Genomic DNA, 16,477 nt, shown 5'->3' on the forward strand with positions numbered 1-16,477 from the left:
AGAAAATGCAACAGGCAACTCCCCCGATTGACACCTGCTACGGCCCGGTCAGTGCTGAGGTTATGGCGCGCGCCAGTCGCATTCGTCTGCTGATCTGCGACGTGGACGGCGTGATGTCCGACGGGGTGATCTACATGGGAAATAACGGCGAAGAGCTTAAGGCGTTCAACGTGCGGGATGGCTATGGCGTGCGTTGCCTGCTGACCTCAGATGTGGAAGTGGCTATTATTACCGGCCGCAATGCCCGTCTGATGGAGGATCGCTGTAAAACGCTCGGCATCCGTCATCTTTATCAGGGACAATCGGATAAGCTTTTGGCCTATCGCGAACTTCTGGATAAACTGTCCCTTTCCGACGACCAGGTCGCCTATATCGGCGATGACCTGATCGACTGGCCGGTCATGGCGAAGGTGGGATTCAGCGTGGCGGTGGCGGATGCACATCCCATCCTGTTGCCGCGCGCAGACTATGTTACCCGTATCGCCGGTGGACGCGGTGCGGTTCGTGAAGTCTGCGATCTGATCTTAATGGCGCAGAACAAATTTGAGGATGCCAAAGGGCAATCAGTATGAGTAAAAGCAGGCGTTGGATAACGCTGATTCTGACCTTGATTGCACTGGTTTTGATCGGCTGGAATCTTACCAATAAGGATGACGATGGGATGCCCGTCGGGACAGACAGTCAGTCTCCGACCTACACCAGTGCGGATTCGCACACGGTGGTTTATAACCCGCAGGGCGCGCTGTCCTATAAACTGGTCTCAGACAAAGTGACCTATTTCTCGGATGACGAACTGAGCTGGTTCGAGCATCCGGTGATGACCACCTATGATGAGAACAAAATCCCGACCTGGACGTTACGCGCGGATAAGGCAAAGCTCACCAAAGATCGTATGCTTTATCTTTATGGCCATGTTGAGCTCAACACGCTGACGCAGGATTCTCAACTGGAGCGGATCAAAACAGATAACGCGCAGATCAATCTGGTGACCCAGGATGTTACCTCGGATGACCAGGTGACATTGTATGGCCGCAGCTTTAACTCCACCGGCATGAAAATGCGCGGCAATTTACGGACAAAAAACGCCGAGTTAATCGAGAAGGTCAAAACCTCTTATGAAATTCAAAATGAACAAAAATAGCCTGAAGCTTTTACTGGCCAGCGTGCTGCTGGCGACCAGCGTTCCGGCGCTGGCCCTGACCGGTGACTCGGACAAACCCGTTAATATTGACTCGCAGAATCAGGCGCTGGATTTACAGGGCAATGTCGCGACCTTTACCGGTAACGTCATTGTGACGCAGGGCACCATCAAAATTACGGCAGATAAAGTCGTGGTCACCCGTCCGGGCGGCGACAGTAAGAAAACCATCGTCGACGCCTACGGTAATCCTGCCACCTTCTATCAGATGCAGGACAGCGGCAAACCGGTTCAGGGCCATGCCGCAAAACTGCATTACGAACTGGCCAACGATTTCGTTGAACTGACCGGCAATGCGTTTATTGAGCAGCAGGACAGCAACATCAAAGGCGATCGCATCACCTACCTGGTGAAAGAGCAGAAGATGCAGGCTTTCAGCCAGGGCCAGAACAAGCGCGTCACCACCGTACTGGTGCCGTCGCAACTTCAGGATAAAGCGTCGTCCAACAGCGAGAAGAAGAGTAACTGATAGCTATGGCCACATTAATCGCAGAAAACCTGGCGAAGGCCTATAAAGGCCGTCGCGTGGTAGAAGATGTCAGTCTGCAGGTGAAATCCGGCGAGATTGTCGGCCTGCTGGGCCCGAACGGTGCCGGTAAAACCACCACGTTCTACATGGTGGTCGGCATCGTGCCGCGTGACGCGGGCCGTATCGTGATTGACGATGAAGATATCAGCATCCTGCCGCTGCATGCGCGTGCGCGTCGGGGTATCGGCTATCTGCCGCAGGAGGCTTCCATTTTCCGTCGCCTCAGCGTTTACGACAACCTGATGGCGGTGCTGCAGATCCGTGACGACCTGACCGAAGAGCAACGCCAGGATCGCGCCCGCGAGCTGATGGAAGAGTTCCACATTGAGCACCTGCGCGACAGCATGGGCCAGGCCCTCTCCGGCGGCGAACGCCGCCGTGTTGAGATCGCGCGTGCGCTGGCCGCCAATCCGAAGTTCATTCTGCTGGATGAGCCTTTTGCCGGTGTTGACCCTATCTCCGTTATCGACATTAAGAAGATCATTGAGCATCTGCGTGACAGCGGCCTCGGCGTGCTGATTACCGACCACAACGTGCGTGAAACGTTAGCGGTCTGTGAGCGGGCCTATATCGTCAGCCAGGGCCACCTGATCGCGCACGGCACACCCAATGAAATTCTTGCGGATGAGCAGGTTAAGCGGGTTTATTTGGGTGAAGAGTTCAGACTCTGATAAGGTGTCGTTAAGACCGCTATTTACCTGGGAACTATCATCCTGTCTATGAAGCAAGGCTTACAACTCAGGTTCAGCCAACAGCTGGCAATGACTCCCCAACTGCAGCAGGCGATTCGTCTGCTGCAGCTCTCTACGCTTGAACTCCAGCAGGAGCTACAGCTGGCGCTGGAAAGTAATCCCCTGCTTGAGCAGACGGACCCGCACGACGAGATCGACTCCCGGGACGCTGCAGAAGCGGAGGCGCTGGATACCCGCGAAGCGCTTGAGCAAAAAGAGATGCCCGATGAACTGCCGCTGGATGCCACCTGGGATGAGATCTACACCGCTGGCACACCTTCCGGCACCGGAACGGACTATCAGGATGATGAGCTACCGGTCTACCAGGGTGAAACGACGCAGTCCCTGCAGGATTATCTGATGTGGCAGGTCGGCCTGACGCCGTTCAGTGATACCGATCGCGCGATTGCTACCTCTATCGTCGATGCTATCGATGACACCGGATATCTCACCGTTTCGCTTGAGGAGATCCTCGACAGTATCGGCAATGACGAGCTGGAGGTGGATGAGGTTGAAGCGGTGCTGAAACGCATCCAGCGCTTTGACCCGATTGGCGTGGGTGCGCGCGATCTGCGCGACTGCCTGCTGGTTCAGCTGTCACAATATGCACCCGACACGCCCATGCTGACCGAAGCACGTCTGATTGTCAGTGAGCATCTCGACCTGCTGGCCAACCACGACTTCCGTAGCCTGATGCGGGTAACGCGCCTCAAAGAAGAGGTGCTGAAAGAGGCGATGCTGCTGATTCAGTCGCTGGACCCGCGTCCCGGCCAGTCGATCAACACCGGCGAACCGGAATATGTGATTCCCGATGTGCTGGTGCGCAAGGTTGGCAGCCGCTGGACGGTTGAACTCAACGCCGACAGCCTGCCCCGCCTGAAGATCAATCAGCACTATGCGGCGATGGGCGGCACCACGCGTAACGACAGCGACACGCAGTTTATCCGCAGCAACCTGCAGGAAGCACGCTGGCTGATTAAGAGTCTGGAAAGCCGCAATGATACACTGCTGAAAGTGACGCGCTGTATCGTTGAGCAGCAGCAGGCGTTTTTCGAGCAGGGGGAAGAGTTTATGCGCCCGATGGTCCTGGCTGATATCGCTCAGGCCGTTGAGATGCACGAATCAACTATCTCCCGCGTGACCACGCAGAAGTATCTGCACAGTCCGCGCGGTATTTTTGAACTGAAGTACTTTTTCTCCAGCCACGTCAACACGGAAGGGGGCGGCGAAGCCTCCTCTACCGCGATTCGTGCGCTGGTGAAAAAATTAATTTCGGCGGAAAATCCAGCCAAACCCTTGAGCGACAGTAAACTGACCTCCATGTTGTCCGATCAGGGGATCATGGTGGCACGGCGTACCGTCGCAAAATATCGTGAGTCTTTATCCATCCCGCCATCGAACCAGCGTAAACAGCTGGTTTGACAGAAATGAGAAGGAAGACCTATGCAGCTGAACCTGACCGGGCAACACGTTGAAATTACGCCACCACTGCGTGAATTCGTCAGTGCTAAATTTGCCAAACTGGAACACTATTTTGAGCACATCAATCAGGTCTATATTGTCCTGAAAGTTGAGAAAGTCATGCAGGTGGCTGACGCAACACTCCACGTTAACGGTGGCGAGCTGCACGCCACGTCGGAAGCGGAAGATATGTACGCGGCGATTGACGGGCTGATCGACAAGCTCGCCCGTCAGCTGACTAAACATAAAGATAAACTGAAAAAACACTAACCTTCATGCTGGCTACGCGCGCCTGGCGCACTGAGCCGACAGGATGGGGCGGATAATCCGCCCCGTTTTGTCATCTGGCAGGCGTCATTTCCGTCACGTCAGAAGACGCCGGCGGTGAATGGCCTGGTGAACCCGCAAGTGAAACGATAATGAACAACGATCTTACACTGGAATTGAGCACGGTGCTTTCGCCTGACTGCACACGCAGTGGCGTACACTGCCAGAGCAAAAAACGTGCGCTGGAAATCATCAGCGAACTGGCCGCTAAGCAGCTCAACCTGCCGCACCAGACGCTTTTCGAAGCGATCCTGACGCGTGAGCGTATGGGCAGTACCGGTATCGGCAACGGGATAGCAATCCCGCACGGCAAGCTGGAAGAGGATACGCTGCGCGCGGTCGGGGTCTTTATCAGCCTCGAACAGCCGATTGCGTTTGATGCCGTCGATAACCAGCCGGTCGATCTGCTGTTTGCCTTACTGGTTCCGGCTGACCAGTGCAAAACACACCTGCACACCCTTTCACTGGTGGCAAAGCGTCTGGCCGATAAAACGGTCTGCCGCCGGCTGCGCGCTGCGCAGAGTGATGAAGAGCTTTATGCCATTATTACGGAAAACCAGACAGAGCTGTAACGCGTCTTTACCGGCCGGGTGCCGGTTTTAAAACGGGAGAGAAGGTCATGGTGCTGATGATCGTTAGCGGTCGTTCAGGCTCGGGGAAGTCAGTGGCACTCCGTGCGCTGGAGGATATGGGGTTCTACTGTGTTGATAACCTGCCGGTGGTGCTGCTGCCGGAGTTAGCGAACTCACTGGCAGAGCGGAATATTTCGGCGGCGGTCAGCATCGACGTGCGCAATATGCCTGAATCCCCCGAAATTTTTGAAACCGCACTGAATAATCTGCCCGACTCCTTTTCACCTCAGCTGCTGTTTCTCGACGCCGACCGCAACACGCTGATTCGCCGCTACAGCGATACGCGTCGTCTGCACCCCCTCTCCAGCAAAAATCTGTCGCTGGAGAGCGCCATTGATGAAGAGAGCGATCTGCTGGAGCCGCTGCGTTCGCGCGCCGATCTGATCATTGATACGTCAGAGATGTCGGTGCATGAACTGGCCGAGATGCTGCGCACCCGCCTGCTGGGCAAGCGTGAACGCGAGCTGACCATGGTATTTGAATCCTTTGGTTTCAAACATGGCATCCCTATCGACGCGGACTACGTGTTTGACGTGCGCTTTCTGCCCAATCCCCACTGGGATCCGAAACTGCGCCCGATGACCGGCCTCGATCGCCCGGTCGCCGCCTTCCTCGACCGCCACACGGAAGTGCATAATTTTATCTACCAGACACGCAGCTATCTTGAACTCTGGCTGCCGATGCTGGAGACCAACAACCGTAGCTATCTTACCGTGGCGATTGGCTGTACCGGCGGTAAACACCGCTCAGTCTATATCGCCGAGCAGCTGGCGGACTATTTCCGCTCGCGCGGTAAGAATGTACAGTCACGCCATCGCACGCTGGAAAAGCGCAAATCATGACCGTCAGACAAACTGTAGAAATCAAAAATAAGCTGGGCATGCATGCCCGTCCGGCGATGAAGTTGTTTGAGCTGGTGCAGAGCTTCGATGCCGAAGTGTTACTGCGCAACGAGGCAGGCACCGAAGCCGAGGCCAGCAGCGTGATCGCCCTGCTGATGCTCGACTCGGCAAAAGGGGGACACATTGAGATTGAAGCCAGCGGGCCGGAAGAGGTCCCGGCGCTGGCTGCGGTCATTGAGTTATTTGAAGCGGGCTTTGATGAAGAGTAAGGTCAGTTAAGCTGATTACGCTGTAAAAAGCCCTCTCCGCCCAGCTGACGCATCTGGCGCAGTATCCACTGCTGCCGCGACCTGACATAGCCTGAAGGCGCGGCGGCACGGTAACGAATCGGATTCGGCAGCACCGCCGCCAGCAAAGCAGCATCGGCCGCAGTGAGCCGGCTGGCAGGTTTGTGGAAGTAGTGCTGTGACGCGGCCTCCACACCAAAGATGCCCGGCCCGAACTCCGCGATATTGAGATAGACGGTCAGAATACGCCGCTTCGTCCAGACCGTCTCAATCCCCACCGTCAGACCCGCTTCCAGCCCCTTACGGATCCAGCTGCGACCATCCCAGAGAAAGAGATTCTTCGCGGTCTGTTGTGACAGCGTGGACGCTCCGCGCATCCGGCTGTCGCTGTTATCCAGCACCGATTCAATCGCCGCCACATCAAAGCCCCAGTGCGTGGGAAACTTTTGATCTTCAGAAGCGATAACGGCCAGCCCCATCCACGGCGAGATCTCATCATGTCCGACCCAGTCTGAGTGCGCCACATAACTGAAATCACCGCGCAACCACGCCCCCACCTGTCGCTCCACCATCACTGCGGAGAAGGGCACCGGTAAAAACGAAAAGAGTAAAATACCGGCCAGCCACACGCCCAGCCAGACCAGCAGGAGACGGCCGGCAATCCGTCTGATACGCTGTCCGGCGCTTCCTTTATGCTTGTTCATGCAATCTTCCCATACCTGTTTCAGACGTTAATCAATTACTCATGTAATCACTGCCAGAAAAATCGCCTTTTTGCGATTTTCGGTGAAAATGAACGGTGCGTTTCCAGACTTCATGCACCTATTTTGCATCAACATGCGGCAACAGATCGAAATAGTTCAAGGACTTCCGAAAAAAGGAATCGGTTCCATTCATTGCCACTGCTTAGCATCTTTCCAGATAAACACTTAATAATGGGTAATAACCGCCGGTTTAAATCATTCGCCACCCTTAACTGTTATTTTTTTCTGTTGTCGCAATGGTTCAACTCTTAACCAGAACTATTCTTATAACGTCTAAATAAACAGCAGCGGCCAGCGTAAATCCTGTCAGAAGTGGCCCTGATTTCGACCCCTGTCCCGCTGCCTGGCAGACGCAGAAAAGTACAAAGGTTGAGATTCATTTCTGCCATTCCGAATCGTTTTGGATGATTCGGTTCATTTCAGGCTGCTGGCTTGCAATATCAGCGCGTTACACTGACTGTCAGGGCAAATGAACCTGCCGGTTCGCTTTTACGCTGTACGGTCTCCGCGACACGGCGCAGCCGCGTTAAAAGTACACGAAAACCGGCAAATCTGGTTAAAATAGCAGCAACGCAACGCGGAAATTGATTCCTTGCTTGACTGTGTTGCCAAATTAATGTTTTCTGTGTTTAAACGCTGCTCAACATCACACATTTTAATGAATCTTGTCACATGAGAAGATGAATTTGCTAAGGTGATGACAGTGTTAACCAATACCCTGCGGCTGCATTAATTATTCAAATCATAGCGGCCGCAACATTTTCCCTGGTGTTGGCGCAGTATTCGCGCACCCCGGCCTCGGCTGGGGTCATTTTTTTCTGCCGTTTCACTTCTCCTGTCCGGCAACCCAGTCGCGCAGAACCTGCACATCGTGTCGCCATTCATGTTTCAGCTCTTCAATCCATTCAACCACGTTGTCCCACCACGCCGGCAGCTCCGGACTCTGGATCTGTTTCGCCAGCATCTGTAAACGCTGCAGCCCGACGGACCCGGCCGCGCCTTTGATTTTGTGCCCCTCTTCCGCAATTCCTTTCTGGTCGCGCGCCATCAGATTCGATTCCAGTACCGCAAGATAGTCCGGCATCATCTTCTCAAACATCGTCAGGCTCTGCGTAATCAGCCCCGGGCCCACCAGCTCGATATACTGTTCGAGCATGGCGACATCCAGCAACATCCGGGTTTTGTCATCGCTGACGGCGGGCGTTTCATCCTCCGTTTCTGCCTGATAGTCCCAGTACTTTTTGATCATTGCGGTCAGGGCAGGCACGGCCAGCGGTTTACTGAGCACATCATCCATCCCGGCGTCGAAATACTCTTTTTTATCTTTCAGCACGTTGGCCGTGAGCGCCACCAGCGGAGGCAGATGCGCGCCCTGATACTGCTGGCGAATCGCACGGGAGACATCCAGCCCGGTCATATCGGGCAGCTGAATATCCAGCAGCACCAGATCGAACTCAAGCGGGTCAAACATCGCCAGAGCCTCGCTGCCGGTCATGGCGACCTCCACGCTGCATCCCAGCTTCTCCAGAACGGAGCGCGCCACAATCACATTCAGTTCAATATCCTCAACCAGCAGCACATGCAGCGCAGGCAGAGGCAGGCTGTCGTCGACGCCTTCGTCAATCACTTCTTCTGCGATGCGTGGTGCTTTAATTTCGACGGTGAAGCATGAGCCCTGGCCGGGCGCACTCTGTACGCGGATATCTCCCCCCATCGCCTGGGCCAGTCGACGTGAAACCGCCAGCCCGATGCCGGTTCCGGTCGCCGGTTTCCCGCCATGCTGATCTTTAACCTGATAGTACATCGCAAAAATCTTGTCCTGCTCCTCCTGGCGGATACCCATGCCGGAGTCCTGCACCTCAAAGCGCAGTGTTTCATCCTGCTCATACGCGACGCGCACCACGATCTCGCCCTGTTGGGTGAACTTCACGGCGTTACCAATCAGGTTCCAGAGAATCTGACGCAGACGCGTTCCGTCGGTGGAGATCATGTGAGGCAGCGGCAGTTGCGGCGCGAGCACAAACTTCAGCCCTTTTGGCTGCGCCAGCAGGCCGGAGAGATTCTCTAAATCGGCAAGGAAACCGGTGAAGTCGAGCGGCTGATTATCCAGCTGAACTTTACGACGCTCGATTTTGTCCACCTCAATCACATCGTTGAAGATGTTGCCCAGCGTAATGGCCGAGACGTGGATGGTTTTCAGGTATTTCAGCTGTTCCTGATTCAGATCGGTATCCAGCAGGATGCGGCTCAGGCCGACAATGCCATTAAGCGGCGTACGCAGCTCGTGGCTGATGGTGGAGATAAAGGTGGTCTTTTCCCGGCTGGCGTTCTCTAACGCGTCCTGATAGCGCTTACGCTCGGTGATATCGCGGCCAAAGCCCATCAGCCCGCTGCGTTTGCCGACACGATCGTAATAGGGCACCTTGCGGATCTCAAAACAGGCTTTGCGCCCGTCAGGATATTGCAGCCACTGCTCATAGGTCAGGGAGACGTTATGGCGGAACACTTTTTCGTCCGTTTCCAGCACCTTGGTCGCGGCTTCATCATCGTAGATATCGCGCGGCGTCAGGCCAATCAGCTGCTTTTCGCTTTTGCCGGTCAGCAGCTCCATGGCGCGATTGCAGCCGGAGAACTGCTTGTCGATATTGCGATAGAACACCAGGTCAGGTGACGCATCCAGGAAGGAGCGCAGGAAGGATGATTGCTGCTCCAGCTCAATCTGAGCCTGTTCGCGGCGGGTGACCTCTTCGCGCAGCTTGTCCATCACCTGTTCGCGCGCCAGCTCCGCTTTTTTACGATCGCTGATCTCCTGATTCAGCTGGGTGATGGTTTCCTTCATCTGCTGATTGAGTTCCAGGTCGCGGGTGCGCATCTCTTCCAGCTTATCCACCAGCCTTGCCAGCCGCTGCCGCGACTCCTCAAGCTGATCGACCACCACCGACAGAAAATAGACGGCCCAGGGCGTAATCAGCAGCCCAAAGAAAACCGAGCGCACCACATCGATACTCTCGACGTGCCCCCGCAATACCATCGTGACCGCCATCTGGACAATCATCGCCAGCACCACCAGCGCAGAGGCCAGCAGCAGCGAGAACCTGACCAGGCCAAGTTTGACCATTAAATCGACATAGTACTGCGCCAGCAGACGAATCTGTTTCATAACGACTCCCTGGAAAAGAAACAGCCCCATGATAGCGCAGTTAGCCTGCGGACGTCGCAGCACGTCACGCGAAGATGAGGGATTGAATGCGCTTTTATGGTGCATCCGGCCTGCCGTTCGGCGACGTTTGGCACAAACCGGTTAAATCCCTTGACTGATTGTGCCAAATGAATAATCTGTAAGGCCGCCTGTGAATCGCAGATTTCACCCGACGGCCTTTTTTCAATATCCTGGCAGCGTCCTGTTGCGCAGGCTCTCTCCTTTATATGAATACTCATTCAACTTTAGTGCTGTTTTAAGCATTCCCTGCCTGATTAATTTTTCTTATAACCAACCGCTGTTTCATTCAAATAGGCCGACATAAGAAAAACAGATACATGCTATGTATCAGGGGTGCCGGACAGCATTTAATGCTGCCAGACACCCTGTCACCAGCATGGTGCAGAGATATGACGCCTGCACTACAGTGAGTCAGTTCACATTTATCGGCCGATCACCAGGTGGCAGAGTGAGACATTTTAAACCATAAAAATCAATACTTTCATATATTTATACAAGAAAAGCGCCTGATAAGCCCGCCTGGCCGCCCTATTTGACCTGATTACGCTTTCCCGATAAGTTGGAAATCCGCTGAAAGCTTTCCTGACGGGCCATTGTCTCGGCATATCTATGCAACAAGAAGACTCCCGCGTGGTTTAAGTCATCTCCTTTACGAGACCGGAAATCGAAGAGCAGCTCAATAAAGGACGTTTTACGGATGTCTGGAGAGAAATGCTCAGGGCTATGACGCGCGCTCGACAGAGCATGGCGATGAAAATGAAGCTGCGCCTCAGTTGCGCCCAGACCCTGAAACAGTGCAGGTAATGTCAAAGCAGTTTAAGGAGACCCTCAATGTCCACTAAAAAACCTCAATCCTATGGCTTGTATGATCCGACAGCAGGCAGTGACAGCTGTGGTGTAGGTTTCATTACGCGTAAGGACGGCGAGCAGACCCATGAGATTCTGCAGATGGCGCACAGCGCCCTGTGCACAGTGCCGCATCGCGGAGGTATGTCAGCAGAAGGTGTCGGCGATGGCGCAGGCGTCAACGTTGACCTTTCACTGCATTTCTTCCGCAAGATTACCGGCCAGCCACTGGAAGCGGGTCGCTTTGGCGTCGGCAACTTCTTTGTGCCGAAAGATGCTGAGCTGCGCGCGAATGCCGAACGTCTGGTGGATGAGACCCTCAGCAGTTTCGGCCTGCCGGTGATCATGAAGCGCGACATGCCGCTCGACAGCAGCGTGACGCGTCCGGCTGCCATTCAGTTTCAGTTACCGATTCTGCAGTGGATCTTCACTGCGCCTCAGGACGTGGCCGATCAGAACGACTTCGAACAACGTATCTACCGCGCCCTGTTAACTATCGAAGCACGCGCCTTTACCGAAAGCGAATTTGGCGGGCTCTATCCGCTGTCGCTGTCGTCGCGCACGCAGGTATTTAAAGCGCGCCTGAACTCCAATGAAGTGATTCCTTACTTCAAAGATCTGACCGATCCCGATCATCAGGTGCGCGGGCTCTTTTTCCACACCCGTTTCTCGACCAACACCGATCCGCATACCACTATGGCGCAGCCATTCCGCCTGATGGCGCACAACGGCGAGCTGAACACGGATCGGAAAAACCGCATCGCCGAATCGGCCCTGGCACTGGCGCGCGGCAAGAAGATCGTGCGGCCTAAAGGGCAGTCCGACAGTTCGCGTCTGGATCAGAGTATCCACAGCCGTCTGATGGAAGATAATCTCGATCTGATCACCGCCGTGGTTTCCATGATGCCGCCCGCCTGGGAAAACGACAGCTCGCTGTCAACCGAGGTACGCGACATGCTGGAGTATTTCTCTCTGTATGAAGAGAAGAACGACGGCCCTGCCGCCTTAATCTTTGGCAATGGCGAAGTCATTGGCGCACGCCTTGACCGTCTGGGCCTGCGCCCGCTGCGCTCGGTCGAAACCGCAGACTATATCGGTGCGATGTCCGAAGCGGGTCAGATCGCCTTTCCTCCTGAAAGCGTCCTGCGTCGTGGCCGTATCGAAGCGGGCGGCATGCTCTACTTCGATCACCGTGAAAAACGCAGCTACACCACGCTGCAGGCGCTGGAAAAACTGGCCGCAGAGAAAGATTACTCCGCCCTGCTGCGTGAAGCGCGCGTCGGTCTGGACGATCTGCCGGAGATCCCGGCTGAGCAACAGGGTTCACCGCTGCGCTATCGCGGCGATCTGAAAACCTATCAGCGCTTTGTCGCCTACTACTACAACCAGGAAAGCTTCAAGTTCATGATGGACCCGATGCTTAACACCGGCGCAGAGAAGATCTCCGCAATGGGTTACGGCAACGCCATCAACGGCTTATCCGATCATGAAGGCGGCATGGCGCACTACTTCTCTCAGCGCTTTGCGCAGGTTACCAACCCGCCGCTGGACTCTATCCGCGAAGTGGATGGCATGACGCTGCGTGTGGCGCTGGGGGCGAAACCGCACCTGGGCCGCAGCAAAGGCCGTCAGATTGTGGTGCCGACACCAATTCTCAGCCATCTCGATATGCTGCGTTTGCGTGAGCAGACCGTTGCCCCTTACGCCCGCTTCGAGATGCTCTATGAGCCGGTCATCGGCAAAGATCTGCTGAGCACGACCGCCAACGCGAACGCTCTGGAAAAAGCGATTGATGACCTGGCGCAGCAGGTAGTGGATTTTGCCCGGACGCAGGGCGGCATCGCCGTTCTGACCGACCGCCACATCTCCTCGAAGCACGCCGCGATCCCGATGCTGCTGGTGGTTTCCGCCATCAACCAGCGTCTGGTGCAGGAAGGTCTGCGCCTTGATGTGTCACTGGTGGTGGAAAGCGGCCAGAGCATCTCCTCGCACCACATTGCCGCGACGCTGGGCTTCGGCGCATCAGCAATCTATCCGCTGGGCGTACAGATGCGCGCAGAGGAGAAATTTGGTGAGGGTGAAGAAGGCAATAAAGCCTTTAAGCGCTATGCCAAAGCTGCGGAAAAAGCCCTGATGAAAACCATGGGCAAAGTGGGCCTCTGTACCGTTGAAAGCTACAGCAGCGGCGAGTTCTTTGAGCCTAACTTCCTCAACACCGATGACCCGGTGCTGAAAAAGTACTTCCCGAATATCAAAACGCCGGTGGGTGGCGCAGGCTTCGCGGCTATCGCGCAGATGGCCGTTGACTGGCATCAGAGTGCCCTGAAGATTCAGGGTGAATCGGACGTACCGTTGCTGGGTCTGTTTAAAGAGCGCGCAGAGGGTGCCGGTCACTCCTACGGCACGATTGCCGTACGCACCTTTATCGATATGACCGAAGAGCCGATTCGCTTTGCTGATAAAGCGCGCGAAGAGGATAACTTTATCCGTCTGATGACGCTGGCAAAACTGGATAACGCTTTTGGCATCAAGCCAGAAACCTTTAAAGACAGCAGCTTCGAGCGTATTCCGGATGAGGTGATCAACAACTTCGCAATCACGGCCGACTATCGTCAGTTCTCCAGCCTGATGTATGAGGAGCGTAAGCGTCGCCCGGCGGCCCTGCGTGACATCCTGACATTCCCGGCCGATCTGACCCATATCGACAGCGAAGCGGAGTTCCGCCGCAAACTGGGACGCTACTCACTGACCAACAACGGCTTTGCCATTCGTGGTCTGGTGTGTGAAGCGGTGGATGGCAGCCTGAATCACTTTATGCTGCGTCTGACCGATGCGATCGAAGGCCTGAAGCCAGAGAACGAGCGTCTGCAGAATCTCTCTAACGCCCTGAAGTTCCGCTTCGGCGATGATATCGAGAGCAGCGAAGTGGTGACCGGCGGTCTGAAAATAACCGCTTACGGTAAAGCGGCAGATTACCTGTCACGTATTTTCACCACTCTGCCCTCCCTGCCACTGAGCGACGTGCAGCCGGCGTGCGAAATCACCCGCACCTTTGCCTCCGGTGCGATGAGCCACGGTGCGCTGGTCGCCCCCGCGCATGAAGCGGTGGCGCACGGCACCAACATGGTCGGCGGCATGAGTAACTGCGGTGAAGGCGGCGAGCACTACTCCCGTCACGGCACCATCCGTGCCTCACGCATCAAGCAGCTGGCGTCCGGCCGTTTTGGCGTCTGGGCCGCCTATCTGGCGGATCCAATGCTGGAAGAGCTGGAAATCAAGATTGGTCAGGGTGCGAAGCCTGGCGAAGGCGGCCAGCTACCGGCGGCGAAAGTCACGGTTGAGATTGCGGCAGCACGTGGCGGTACGCCAGGCGTCGAGCTGGTCTCGCCGCCGCCGCATCACGACACCTACTCCATCGAAGATCTGGCGCAGCTGATCCATGACTGTAAAGCCGCGCGGGTGCGCGTGATTGTCAAACTGGTCTCCTCAGAAGGGATCGGCACCATCGCGGTCGGCGTGGCCAAAGCGGGCGCAGACGTCATTAACGTGGCGGGTAACACCGGTGGTACCGGCGCTGCGTCGGTGACCAGCCTGAAATACACCGGACGCGTGGCGGAAATCGGCATCGCTGAAGTTCATCAGGCGCTCTGCGCCAACGGCCTGCGTGAGAAAGTGCAGCTGCGCTGCTCGGGCGCGCAGCAGACCGGCAGCGACGTGGTGAAATCCGCGCTGCTGGGCGGCGACAGCTTCGAATTCGGTACCACTGCGCTGATGATGCTCAAGTGCGTGATGGCGAAAAACTGTAACGTCAAATGCCCGGCGGGCCTGACGACCAACGCCGAAGCCTTTGATGGCGATCCGCGTCAGCTGGCGCAGTATTTCCTCAACGTCGCCCATGAAGTGCGTGAGATCCTGGCGCGTATGGGCCTGCGTTCCCTGCGTGAAGCGCGCGGCCGGGCCGACCTGCTGCACCTGATGGATCACCCACTGGAAGTGGGCAAGCTCGACTTACGCGCCATGCTCACCGTGGTGCCGGAGCTGAAGATCGAGAAGCCGGTCTATCTGGAGAAAGATTTTGAGCTGGATGATGGCTGGGTTGAGCAGCTGAAATCAGCGCTGGTCGATCAGGGCAATACCGACGTCGCACTGGGCAACAGCATCGTGCTGAACAACCGCAACAAAAGTGTGGGGGGCCAGCTGGCGATCGACATTGAACGCATGCTGAACCATCAGCTGAGTGCGGCGCAGTTGCAGGCGATGCCTGCGGTTCTGAGCGATGACCGCGGTCGCCATTATCTGGCCCCTGCAACCGTAAAAATTTCAACTACCGGTTCAGCCGGTCAGTCATTTGGCGCCTTCTGCAACGATGGCATGCAGCTGACCCACTACGGCACCTGTAACGACGGCGTCGGCAAGGGACAGTGTGGCGGTGAGCTGTTTATCATGTCGCCGGGCGGCGGCGCGCAGGATGGCGATGGTAACGTGCTGATCGGTAACTTTGCGCTGTTTGGCGCGACCGGTGGACGCCTGTTCGTGCAGGGCCAGGCCGGTGACCGCTTCGCGGTGCGTAACTCCGGTGCCACAGCCGTGGTCGAAGGCGTAGGGGATTTTTGCTGCGAATATATGACCAATGGTGCCATCCTCAACCTGGGCACCTTCGGTAAAGGCTTTGGTAACGGCATGAGCGGCGGCTTCGCCTATCAGTATGACCCGTATGGAACACTCGCCAGCCATGCAGCCGGTGATTCAGTGCGCTTCGGTTCGATTGCCGATCAGGATGAGATGGCGCAGGTGCATAAGCAGGCCGTGCTGACCATGCTGAACTGGCATCTGGAGGCCACAAACTCACCGCGTGCCGCCTGGCTGCTGGAGAACTGGGAAACGGAGTGTCACCACTTTGTCTATGTGATGCCGCGCTCGCTGCTGCTCTATCAGGATGGCGGTGAGATCCTGAAAGCCAGAAGCCGTAAAGATCTGCTCGAAGAGCTGTCGACCGCGCTGGCCGGCCATCAGGTTGCGAAGTTCAAAGCGGCCTGGCGTCAGGGCAAGACCATTGCTGACGGTGCGGTACCCGCCTACGGCGCGACCGATACGCTGGAGATGTTTGTTCTGCTTAACAACTACACCGTTCTGAGCTTTGCTCAGCAGCTGGCCCTGAGTAAATTACCGAAAGGGACAGCGGTTGAAGATCCGGCGGTAGAAAAAGCCGTACGCAATCTGCTGATGACGGAAGACTTTTCGCTGATCAGCAAACTGCAGCGCCATGCCCGTTCCGCCATCGAAGCGTATAACGATGACGAACTGGCCAGTCTGATTGGTTCCAAACGCATGTCAGATTACAAAGCGGCGCTGACGCAGCGTAACATCCGCTCCATGGACAGCCTGGCCACCTATGGCTGGATCATGTATCAGGATGCCTGTAACCGGGAAGTGCTGGGCCATCTGCCTGATTTTGAAGAGCTGTTTGCACGTGCGGCCTTGCCTGAAATCGCCGCGGCGGTGGGCAAACTCTCCTGACAGTCACACTGTTCAGGCTGAACTGAATGTTATTCATTGATCATTGCCCGGAGTCGTCGTTGTACCGGACAGATGCAGAACCGCTCTCCCCAGCCGCACACCGCGGTGCGGGAAAGCGGAACC

The 16,477-nt window shown here is 56.0% G+C and carries 12 protein-coding genes; 10 read left to right on the top strand and 2 right to left on the bottom strand.

Annotated features, from left to right (window positions below):
• Window positions 1–5: 5 nt before the first annotated feature.
• The 9 genes from kdsC to npr all read left to right on the top strand — a co-directional run bounded on the left by kdsC (window position 6) and on the right by npr (window position 5,989).
• Window positions 6–572, top strand: coding sequence for a 3-deoxy-manno-octulosonate-8-phosphatase KdsC (kdsC, locus tag OXR04_RS09685; protein ID WP_140923239.1), 567 nt, complete (start codon window positions 6–8; stop codon window positions 570–572).
• The gene (gene lptC, locus OXR04_RS09690) at window positions 569–1,141 is read left to right on the top strand and encodes an LPS export ABC transporter periplasmic protein LptC (protein ID WP_009092465.1); all 573 of its coding nucleotides are present in this window, start codon (window positions 569–571) and stop codon (window positions 1,139–1,141) included. Before kdsC ends, lptC begins: the two co-directional genes overlap by 4 nt.
• Window positions 1,116–1,667: a lipopolysaccharide ABC transporter substrate-binding protein LptA gene (gene lptA / locus OXR04_RS09695; protein WP_033736432.1), complete on the top strand. Its 552-nt coding sequence runs from the start codon at window positions 1,116–1,118 to the stop codon at window positions 1,665–1,667. Before lptC ends, lptA begins: the two co-directional genes overlap by 26 nt.
• Window positions 1,668–1,672: 5 nt before the next feature.
• Window positions 1,673–2,398 (top strand): LPS export ABC transporter ATP-binding protein, encoded by a 726-nt coding sequence (gene lptB, locus OXR04_RS09700; protein ID WP_009092467.1) that lies wholly within the window; start codon window positions 1,673–1,675, stop codon window positions 2,396–2,398.
• Between the two features lie 48 nt (window positions 2,399–2,446).
• Window positions 2,447–3,880 carry an RNA polymerase factor sigma-54 gene (rpoN, locus tag OXR04_RS09705; protein ID WP_009092468.1) on the top strand — a complete coding sequence of 478 codons (1,434 nt, stop codon included), beginning with the start codon at window positions 2,447–2,449 and terminating at the stop codon, window positions 3,878–3,880.
• A 21-nt stretch (window positions 3,881–3,901) separates the two neighbouring features.
• A complete protein-coding gene (gene hpf / locus OXR04_RS09710) occupies window positions 3,902–4,189 on the top strand; it encodes a ribosome hibernation promoting factor (RefSeq protein ID WP_009092471.1) in 288 nt (95 codons plus the stop codon).
• 149 nt (window positions 4,190–4,338) lie between these two features.
• Window positions 4,339–4,818 (top strand): PTS IIA-like nitrogen regulatory protein PtsN, encoded by a 480-nt coding sequence (gene ptsN, locus OXR04_RS09715; RefSeq protein ID WP_009092473.1) that lies wholly within the window; start codon window positions 4,339–4,341, stop codon window positions 4,816–4,818.
• Window positions 4,819–4,865: 47 nt separating this feature from the next.
• Window positions 4,866–5,720, top strand: a complete 855-nt coding sequence (gene rapZ, locus OXR04_RS09720) for an RNase adapter RapZ (RefSeq protein WP_003851114.1) — start codon at window positions 4,866–4,868, stop codon at window positions 5,718–5,720.
• On the top strand, window positions 5,717–5,989 hold the full coding sequence (gene npr / locus OXR04_RS09725) for a PTS phosphocarrier protein NPr (RefSeq protein ID WP_009092474.1): 273 nt from the start codon (window positions 5,717–5,719) through the stop codon (window positions 5,987–5,989). Before rapZ ends, npr begins: the two co-directional genes overlap by 4 nt.
• A gap of 2 nt (window positions 5,990–5,991) precedes the next feature.
• Here the strand turns inward: npr and mtgA are convergent, their stop codons facing one another.
• Together mtgA and arcB are read right to left on the bottom strand one after the other, a co-directional pair.
• Entirely contained in the window at window positions 5,992–6,711 is a 720-nt protein-coding gene (gene mtgA, locus OXR04_RS09730) for a monofunctional biosynthetic peptidoglycan transglycosylase (protein ID WP_267369715.1), read from the bottom strand.
• Between the two features lie 886 nt (window positions 6,712–7,597).
• Window positions 7,598–9,931: an aerobic respiration two-component sensor histidine kinase ArcB gene (gene arcB, locus OXR04_RS09735; protein WP_046101071.1), complete on the bottom strand. Its 2,334-nt coding sequence runs from the start codon at window positions 9,929–9,931 to the stop codon at window positions 7,598–7,600.
• Window positions 9,932–10,822: 891 nt separating this feature from the next.
• On the opposite strand from arcB, the gene OXR04_RS09740 reads away from it, so the two are divergent.
• Window positions 10,823–16,354, top strand: coding sequence for a glutamate synthase-related protein (locus OXR04_RS09740; protein WP_267369714.1), 5,532 nt, complete (start codon window positions 10,823–10,825; stop codon window positions 16,352–16,354).
• Window positions 16,355–16,477: the final 123 nt, after the last annotated feature.

This window comes from Pantoea sp. GM_Pan_3 (genome assembly GCF_026541045.1).
Taxonomy (GTDB): domain Bacteria; phylum Pseudomonadota; class Gammaproteobacteria; order Enterobacterales; family Enterobacteriaceae; genus Pantoea; species Pantoea anthophila.

Bases quoted from the DNA above. Each gene is read 5' to 3' on its own strand.
- kdsC (WP_140923239.1), top strand. From the start codon at position 6: ATGCAACAGGCAACTCCCCCGATTGACACCTGCTACGGCCCGGTCAGT.
- lptC (WP_009092465.1), top strand. From the start codon at position 569: ATGAGTAAAAGCAGGCGTTGGATAACGCTGATTCTGACCTTGATTGCA.
- lptA (WP_033736432.1), top strand. From the start codon at position 1,116: ATGAAATTCAAAATGAACAAAAATAGCCTGAAGCTTTTACTGGCCAGC.
- lptB (WP_009092467.1), top strand. From the start codon at position 1,673: ATGGCCACATTAATCGCAGAAAACCTGGCGAAGGCCTATAAAGGCCGT.
- rpoN (WP_009092468.1), top strand. From the start codon at position 2,447: ATGAAGCAAGGCTTACAACTCAGGTTCAGCCAACAGCTGGCAATGACT.
- hpf (WP_009092471.1), top strand. From the start codon at position 3,902: ATGCAGCTGAACCTGACCGGGCAACACGTTGAAATTACGCCACCACTG.
- ptsN (WP_009092473.1), top strand. From the start codon at position 4,339: ATGAACAACGATCTTACACTGGAATTGAGCACGGTGCTTTCGCCTGAC.
- rapZ (WP_003851114.1), top strand. From the start codon at position 4,866: ATGGTGCTGATGATCGTTAGCGGTCGTTCAGGCTCGGGGAAGTCAGTG.
- npr (WP_009092474.1), top strand. From the start codon at position 5,717: ATGACCGTCAGACAAACTGTAGAAATCAAAAATAAGCTGGGCATGCAT.
- mtgA (WP_267369715.1), bottom strand. From the start codon at position 6,711: ATGAACAAGCATAAAGGAAGCGCCGGACAGCGTATCAGACGGATTGCC.
- arcB (WP_046101071.1), bottom strand. From the start codon at position 9,931: ATGAAACAGATTCGTCTGCTGGCGCAGTACTATGTCGATTTAATGGTC.
- OXR04_RS09740 (WP_267369714.1), top strand. From the start codon at position 10,823: ATGTCCACTAAAAAACCTCAATCCTATGGCTTGTATGATCCGACAGCA.